Raw genomic sequence first — 7,260 nt, 5'->3', positions numbered from 1 at the left:
AGCGCAGCTCGCGATTGCGCCGCGCGGGCGGCGCTCGATCTCACAGGCGCTGAAGATGCTCCGGCTACCCTTGCCAGAAACCATGGAATCTCCCACAGGGCGGCGCACCAGGGTTGTCAGGTGCTCGCCACTGCATCTTCAGCGCGTGTGACATCTTGTGGCAAACACCTGTCAGCCCTGGTGCGCTCCCTGTGGGAGCTGGCTTGCCAGCGATAGGGCCGCGCAGCGGCCCCGCTTGAGGCCGAGCGCCAGGGGTGGGTTAAAAGCTGTCGCCAGGCACGCGAACCCAGCCCTCCATCAGCACGCGAGCACTGCGGCTCATGATTGCCTTGGTCACTGTCCACTCGCCGTTTACCTGGCGGGCTTCGGCGCCGACCCGCAGCGTGCCCGAGGGATGGCCGAAACGCACGGCGCTGCGCTCGCCCCCGCCCGCGGCCAGGTTGACCAGCGTACCGGGAATGGCCGCCGCCGTACCGATCGCCACCGCCGCGGTGCCCATCATGGCATGGTGCAGTTTGCCCATCGACAAGGCCCGTACCAACAGGTCGATCTCGCTTGCCATTACCGCCTTGCCACTGGACGCCGTGTAGGTGCTGGGTGGTGCGACGAAGGCCACTTTCGGTGTGTGCTGACGCCCGGCAGCCTGGTCGACATGGTCGATCAGGCCCATACGCACGGCGCCATGGGCACGGATGGCCTCGAAGCGCAGCAGCGCTTGCGGGTCACCGTTGATGGCGTCCTGCAACTCCGTGCCGGTGTAGCCGATATCGGCAGCATTGATGAAAATGGTCGGGATGCCGGCATTGATCAAGGTGGCCTTGAAGGTGCCGACACCCGGCACCTCAAGGTCGTCGACCAGGTTGCCGGTCGGGAACATGGCACCGCCGGCACCGTCCTCGTCCGCAGCCGGGTCAAGGAACTCCAACTGCACTTCCGCTGCCGGGAACGTTACCCCATCCAGCTCGAAGTCTCCGGTTTCCTGCACCTCGCCTTCAGTGACCGGCACGTGGGCAATGATGGTCTTGCCGATGTTCGCCTGCCAGATACGCACGGTGGCCACGCCGTTGCGTGGAATGCGCGCGCTGTCGACCAGGCCGCTACTGATGGCGAACGACCCGACCGCAGCAGACAGGTTGCCGCAGTTGCCGCTCCAGTCGACAAAGGCCTTGTCGATGCTGACCTGGCCGAACAGGTAATCGACATCATGGCCCGGCTTGATGCTGGGCGACAGGATGACGGTCTTGCTGGTGCTGGAGGTCGCGCCGCCCATGCCGTCGATCTGCTTGCCGTAAGGGTCGGGGCTGCCGATGACCCGCAGCAATAGCGCGTCGCGGGCAGGGCCTGGGACCTGCGCCGGCTCGGGCAGGTCTTGCAGGCGGAAGAACACGCCTTTGCTGGTGCCACCACGGATGTAGGTGGCGGGTATTCTTGTTTGCGGTACGTGAGCCATTGCTTTGCTGTCCTGTCTGATGGGCATGAGACCCTCGGGATTGCTTTGCAGCCCATCGCCGGCAAGCCAGCTCCCACAGGGACCGTGCTGCCATCGAGATTGCGCGACTCCTGTGGGAGCTGGCTCGCCGGCGATAAGCCGCAACGCGGCCCCTGCTCTTGGTGTTAGGCGGTAGCTTCGAGGAAGTCCTGGGCGAAGCGCTGCAGCACCCCGCCCGCTTCGTAGATCGACACTTCCTCGGCCGTGTCCAGGCGGCAGGTCACCGGCACATCGATGCGCTCGCCATTGGCCCGGGTGACCACCAGGGTCAGGGTAGCGCGCGGCGTACGCGCACCCAGCACGTCATAGGTTTCGCTACCGTCCAGCCCCAAGGTCTTGCGGTCGGTGCCGGGTTTGAACTCCAGCGGCAGCACGCCCATGCCTACCAGGTTGGTGCGGTGAATGCGCTCGAAACCTTCTGCGACAATGGCCTCGACACCGGCCAGGCGCACACCCTTGGCCGCCCAGTCACGCGATGAGCCCTGGCCGTAGTCGGCACCGGCCACAATAATCAGCGGCTGCTTGCGCTGCATGTAGGTCTCGATCGCCTCCCACATGCGGGTCACCCTGCCTTCCGGTTCGATTCGCGCCAGCGAGCCTTGCTTCACGCTGCCGTCTGCGTTACGCACCATCTCGTTGAACAGCTTGGGGTTGGCAAAGGTCGCGCGCTGGGCGGTCAGGTGGTCGCCGCGGTGGGTCGCGTAAGAGTTGAAGTCTTCTTCTGGCAGGCCCATTTTCGCCAGGTACTCGCCCGCAGCACTGTCGAGCATGATCGCATTGGATGGCGACAGGTGGTCGGTGGTGATGTTGTCCGGCAACACCGCCAGTGGGCGCATGCCACGCAGGGTACGCTCACCGGCCAAGGCGCCTTCCCAGTACGGCGGCCGGCGAATATAGGTGCTCATTGGCCGCCACTCATACAACGGTGCCACTTTCGGCCCGCGGTCTTCCTCGATGGCGAACATCGGGATGTACACCTTGCGGAATTGCTCCGGCTTGACCGCCGCACGCACCACGGCGTCGATCTCTTCGTCACTGGGCCAGATGTCCTTGAGGCGGATTTCCTGGCCATCGACCACGCCCAGCACGTCCTTTTCGATGTCGAAGCGAATGGTGCCCGCAATCGCATAGGCGACCACCAAGGGTGGCGAGGCCAGGAAGGCTTGCTTGGCATACGGGTGGATACGCCCGTCGAAGTTGCGGTTGCCCGACAGCACGGCGGTGGCGTACAGGTCACGGTCGATGATTTCCTGCTGGATCTCCGGGTCGAGGGCACCAGACATGCCGTTGCAGGTCGTACAGGCGAAGGCGACGATGCCAAAGCCCAGTTGCTCCAGTTCTTTCTCCAGGCCAGCCTCTTCCAGGTACAGCTGCACCGCCTTGGAGCCCGGGGCCAGCGATGACTTGACCCACGGCTTGCGGGTAAGGCCCAGCCTGTTGGCGTTGCGTGCAATCAGGCCTGCGGCGATCACGTTGCGCGGGTTGCTGGTGTTGGTACAGCTGGTGATGGCGGCAATGATCACCGCACCATCAGGCATCTGCCCTGGCACTTGCTGCCAGCTGCCGGCAATACCTTTGGCCGCCAGCTCGCTGGTGGCCACGCGGGCATGCGGGTTGGACGGGCCGGCCATGTTGCGTACCACGCTCGACAAGTCGAAGCTCAGGGTACGCTCGTATACCGCGCCGGCCAGGCTGTCGGCCCACAGGCCGGCGACCTTGGCATAGGTTTCCACCCGTTTGACCTGCTGTTCTTCACGGCCGGTCAGGCGCAGGTAATCGATGGTCTGCTGGTCGATGGCGAACATGGCCGCCGTAGCGCCGTACTCCGGGGCCATGTTGGAGATGGTCGCGCGGTCCCCCAGGGTCAGGGCGCGCGCACCTTCACCGTGGAACTCCAGGTAGGCGCCAACCACTTTCTGCTTGCGCAGGAACTCGGTCAGGGCCAGCACCAGGTCGGTGGCGGTGAGGTTCGGCGCCAGCTTGCCGGTCAACTCGACGCCGACGATTTCCGGCAGGCGCATCCACGATGCTCGGCCAAGCATCACGTTTTCCGCTTCCAGGCCACCCACGCCAATGGCGATCACGCCCAGGGCATCGACGTGCGGGGTGTGGCTGTCAGTGCCCACGCAGGTATCCGGGTAGGCGATGCCATGGTCGCAGTGCACCACCGGCGACATCTTCTCCAGGTTGATCTGGTGCATGATGCCGTTACCCGGCTGGATCACGTCGACATTCTTGAACGCTTTCTTGGTCCAGTTGATGAAGTGGAAGCGGTCTTCGTTACGTCGGTCTTCGATGGCGCGGTTCTTGTCGAATGCTTGCGGGTCATAGCCGCCGCACTCGACAGCCAGCGAGTGGTCGACGATCAGTTGTACCGGCACCACCGGGTTGACCTGGGCCGGGTCGCCGCCCTTGTCGGCGATGGCGTCACGCAGGCCGGCGAGGTCGACCAGCGCGGTCTGGCCGAGGATGTCATGGCACACCACGCGCGCCGGGAACCACGGGAAATCGAGGTCGCGCTTGCGCTCGATCAGTTGGCTCAGCGAGGCGTCGAGGGTGGCCGGGTCGCAGCGACGCACCAGGTTTTCGGCGAGAACGCGCGAGGTGTACGGCAGGCCGTCGTAGGCGCCGGGCTTGATCGCCTCGACCGCCGCGCGCGCATCGAAGTAGTCCAGGTCGGTGCCTGGCAGGGGCTTGCGGTATGCAGTATTCATATCGTTATCAGGCTCGGTCACGGTACTCGGTATACAGATCTGGCCAATGGGGGCGCTGCGCGGTCCCTGTGGGAGCGGCCTTATGCCGCGATTGGGCTGCGCAGCAGCCCTGGCGATCCATGCCTCAGCGCTGCTCGATCGGCACGAACTGGCGCTGCTCGACGCCGACATACTCGGCGCTCGGGCGGATGATGCGGTTGTTGGCGCGCTGCTCGAACACGTGCGCCGCCCAGCCAGTCAGGCGCGAACAGACGAAGATCGGGGTGAACAGCTTGGTCGGAATACCCATGAAGTGGTAAGCCGAGGCATGGTAGAAGTCGGCATTGGGGAACAGGCGTTTCTGCTCCCACATGGTCTTGTCGATGGCTTCGGAAACCGGGTACAGCACCTTGTCGCCCACCTCATCGGCCAATTGCTTCGCCCAGCCCTTGATCACCTCGTTGCGCGGGTCGGACTCTTTGTAGATGGCATGCCCGAAGCCCATGATCTTGTCTTTGCGCTCGAGCATGCGCAGCAGCTCGGCAGTGGCTTCCTGCGGGCTCTGGAAGCGCTCTATCAGCTCCATGGCCGCCTCGTTGGCCCCACCGTGCAGCGGGCCGCGCAGCGTGCCGATGGCTGCGGTAACGCAGGAATACAGGTCGGACAGGGTCGAAGCGCACACCCGGGCCGTGAAGGTCGAGGCGTTGAACTCGTGCTCGGCGTAGAGGATCAGCGACACGTTCATGACCTTGACGTGCAGCTCGCTGGGCTTCTTGCCGTGCAGCAGGTGCAGGAAGTGGCCGCCCAGGGTGTCTTCGTCGCTGCTGCAGTCGATGCGCACGCCATGGTGGGTGAAGCGGTACCAGTAGCACATCACCGCCGGGAACAGGGCCAACAGCCGGTCGGTCTTGTCGCGCTGGGCTTCGAAGGTGAGCTCGGGTTCGAGGGTACCGAGCACCGAACAACCGGTGCGCATCACGTCCATGGGGTGGGCGTCGCGGGGAATCCGCTCGAGCACTTCCTTGAGTGCCGGTGGCAGGTCACGCATGCCCTTGAGCTTGTGTTTGTAGTCGGCCAATTCAGCCTGGGAGGGCAGCTCGCCGTACAGCAGCAGGTAGGCGACTTCTTCAAATTCGGCACCGGCGGCCAGGTCACGCACATCGTAACCGCGGTAGGTCAGACCGGCACCGGCCTGGCCCACGGTGGACAGTGCAGTCTGGCCGGCGACCTGGCCACGCAGGCCCGCGCCACTGAGTACTTTTGCTTCGGCCATGGTGTTTCTCCTTTCTTGAACTTGTTATGGAAATCTGGCTGGCTAATCGGGCTTGCCTGTACCCGCCCTTTCGCGGGCAACCCCGCTGCCATGCGGGGCTGGTGTTGTCACAGGCTCAGCCCTTCTTCTGGGCAAACAACGCGTCGAGGCTCTGCTCGAAGGCGTGGTAGCCAATGGCATCGTAAAGCTCCATGCGCGTCTGCATGGTGTCGATCACGTTCTTCTGCGTGCCGTCGCGGCGCAGCGCGGTGTACACATTCTCGGCTGCCTTGTTCATGGCGCGGAACGCTGACAGCGGGTACAGCACCAGCGAAACATCGACCGCAGCCAGCTCTTCGGTGGTGTACAGCGGAGTGGCGCCAAACTCGGTGATGTTGGCCAGAATCGGTGCCTTCACCCGGTCAGCGAAGGTCTTGTACATCTGCAGCTCGGTGATCGCTTCCGGGAAGATCATGTCGGCACCCGCCTCGATGCACGCTGCGGCACGGTCCAGGGCAGCGTTCAAGCCTTCGACGGCCAAGGCGTCGGTACGCGCCATGATCACGAAGCTGTCGTCGCTGCGGGCGTCGACGGCTGCCTTGATGCGGTCGACCATTTCCTGCTGGCTGACAATTTCCTTGTTCGGCCGGTGGCCGCAACGCTTGGCCCCGACCTGATCCTCGATATGGATCGCCGCCGCACCGAACTTGCTCATCGAGCGCACGGTGCGCGCCACGTTGAAAGCCGAGGCACCAAAGCCGGTATCGACATCCACCAGCAGCGGCAGGTCGCACACATCGGTGATACGGCGCACGTCGGTGAGCACATCGTCCAGGCCAGTGATGCCCAGGTCCGGCAGGCCCAGGGAACCTGCTGCCACGCCACCACCGGACAGGTAGATGGCCTTGAAACCGGCGCGCTTGGCCAGCAAGGCATGGTTGGCATTGATGGCGCCAACCACCTGCAGGGGGTGTTCAGCGGCGACGGCATCGCGAAAACGCTGACCGGGTGTGCTGTTCACAGTCATTTCTCACCTCGTGGGTTATTGTTGTGGGCGTCCAGATAGTGACGCTCGATATTGCGCTTGGACGCACCGATGTGACGGCGCATCAGAAGTTCGGCCAGTTCGCCGTCACGTTCGGCGATGGCATCGAGAATGCGGTGGTGTTCGGCAAAGGCTTGGCGCGGCCGGTTGGGCGTGGCCGAGAACTGGATACGGTACATGCGCACCAACTGGTACAGCTCGCCACACAGCATCTTGACCAACGTCTGGTTACCGCTGCCCTGGATGATGCGGTAATGGAAGTCGTAGTCGCCCTCCTGCTGGTAGTAACCCAGGCCAGCCTGGAACGCGGCATCCCGCTCATGGGTATCGAGCACCCGGCGCAGCTCGTCGATATCGGCCTGGCTCATGCGTTCAGCGGCCAGGCGGCAGGCCATGCCTTCCAGGGACTCACGAATCTCGTACAGCTCGATCAGTTCGGCATGGTTGAGCGATACCACCCGTGCGCCTACATGGGGCACCCGTACCAGCAGGCGCTGGCCTTCCAGGCGGTGGATGGCCTCGCGCAGCGGCCCGCGGCTGATGCCATAGGTGCGTGCCAGCTCTGGCTCGGAGATCTTGCTGCCAGGGGCAATTTCCCCTTTGACGATGGCCGCCTGAATACGCCGGAAGACGTTTTCCGACAAGGTTTCCGATTCGTCTGCCAGCATCGGGCCAGGGGTGGAAAGGTCTTGCATATTGTCGACACCTTGGGAAATCTCTTCGCCAGAAGTTAACCACCGAAGCCACTCAAGTCAAAGACAAATTCAATATTGTCGACAAT

Annotated in this window: 5 protein-coding genes; all 5 read right to left on the bottom strand. The window is 63.8% G+C overall.

All coding sequences use genetic code 11. The annotated features are described in order from the left end of the window. Positions 1 to 259: 259 nt before the first annotated feature. The 5 genes from prpF to EGJ22_RS16375 all read right to left on the bottom strand — a co-directional run bounded on the left by prpF (position 260) and on the right by EGJ22_RS16375 (position 7,174). Positions 260 to 1,450, bottom strand: a complete 1,191-nt coding sequence (prpF, locus tag EGJ22_RS16395; RefSeq protein ID WP_029884941.1) for a 2-methylaconitate cis-trans isomerase PrpF — start codon at positions 1,448 to 1,450, stop codon at positions 260 to 262. A gap of 164 nt (positions 1,451 to 1,614) precedes the next feature. Continuing rightward, complete coding sequence (acnD, locus tag EGJ22_RS16390; protein ID WP_029884942.1) at positions 1,615 to 4,203, bottom strand: Fe/S-dependent 2-methylisocitrate dehydratase AcnD; 2,589 nt, start codon at positions 4,201 to 4,203, stop codon at positions 1,615 to 1,617. 124 nt (positions 4,204 to 4,327) lie between these two features. Continuing rightward, complete coding sequence (gene prpC / locus EGJ22_RS16385; RefSeq protein WP_009683859.1) at positions 4,328 to 5,455, bottom strand: 2-methylcitrate synthase; 1,128 nt, start codon at positions 5,453 to 5,455, stop codon at positions 4,328 to 4,330. Between the two features lie 115 nt (positions 5,456 to 5,570). Next, positions 5,571 to 6,461, bottom strand: a complete 891-nt coding sequence (prpB, locus tag EGJ22_RS16380; RefSeq protein WP_029884943.1) for a methylisocitrate lyase — start codon at positions 6,459 to 6,461, stop codon at positions 5,571 to 5,573. Next, positions 6,458 to 7,174 (bottom strand): GntR family transcriptional regulator, encoded by a 717-nt coding sequence (locus EGJ22_RS16375; RefSeq protein WP_009683857.1) that lies wholly within the window; start codon positions 7,172 to 7,174, stop codon positions 6,458 to 6,460. Before EGJ22_RS16375 ends, prpB begins: the two co-directional genes overlap by 4 nt. Positions 7,175 to 7,260 lie beyond the last annotated feature (86 nt).

Source organism: Pseudomonas sp. p99-361, from assembly GCF_003935475.1.
Lineage (GTDB): Bacteria > Pseudomonadota > Gammaproteobacteria > Pseudomonadales > Pseudomonadaceae > Aquipseudomonas > Aquipseudomonas juntendi.
This window is presented reverse-complemented; position numbering and strand designations above follow the sequence as displayed.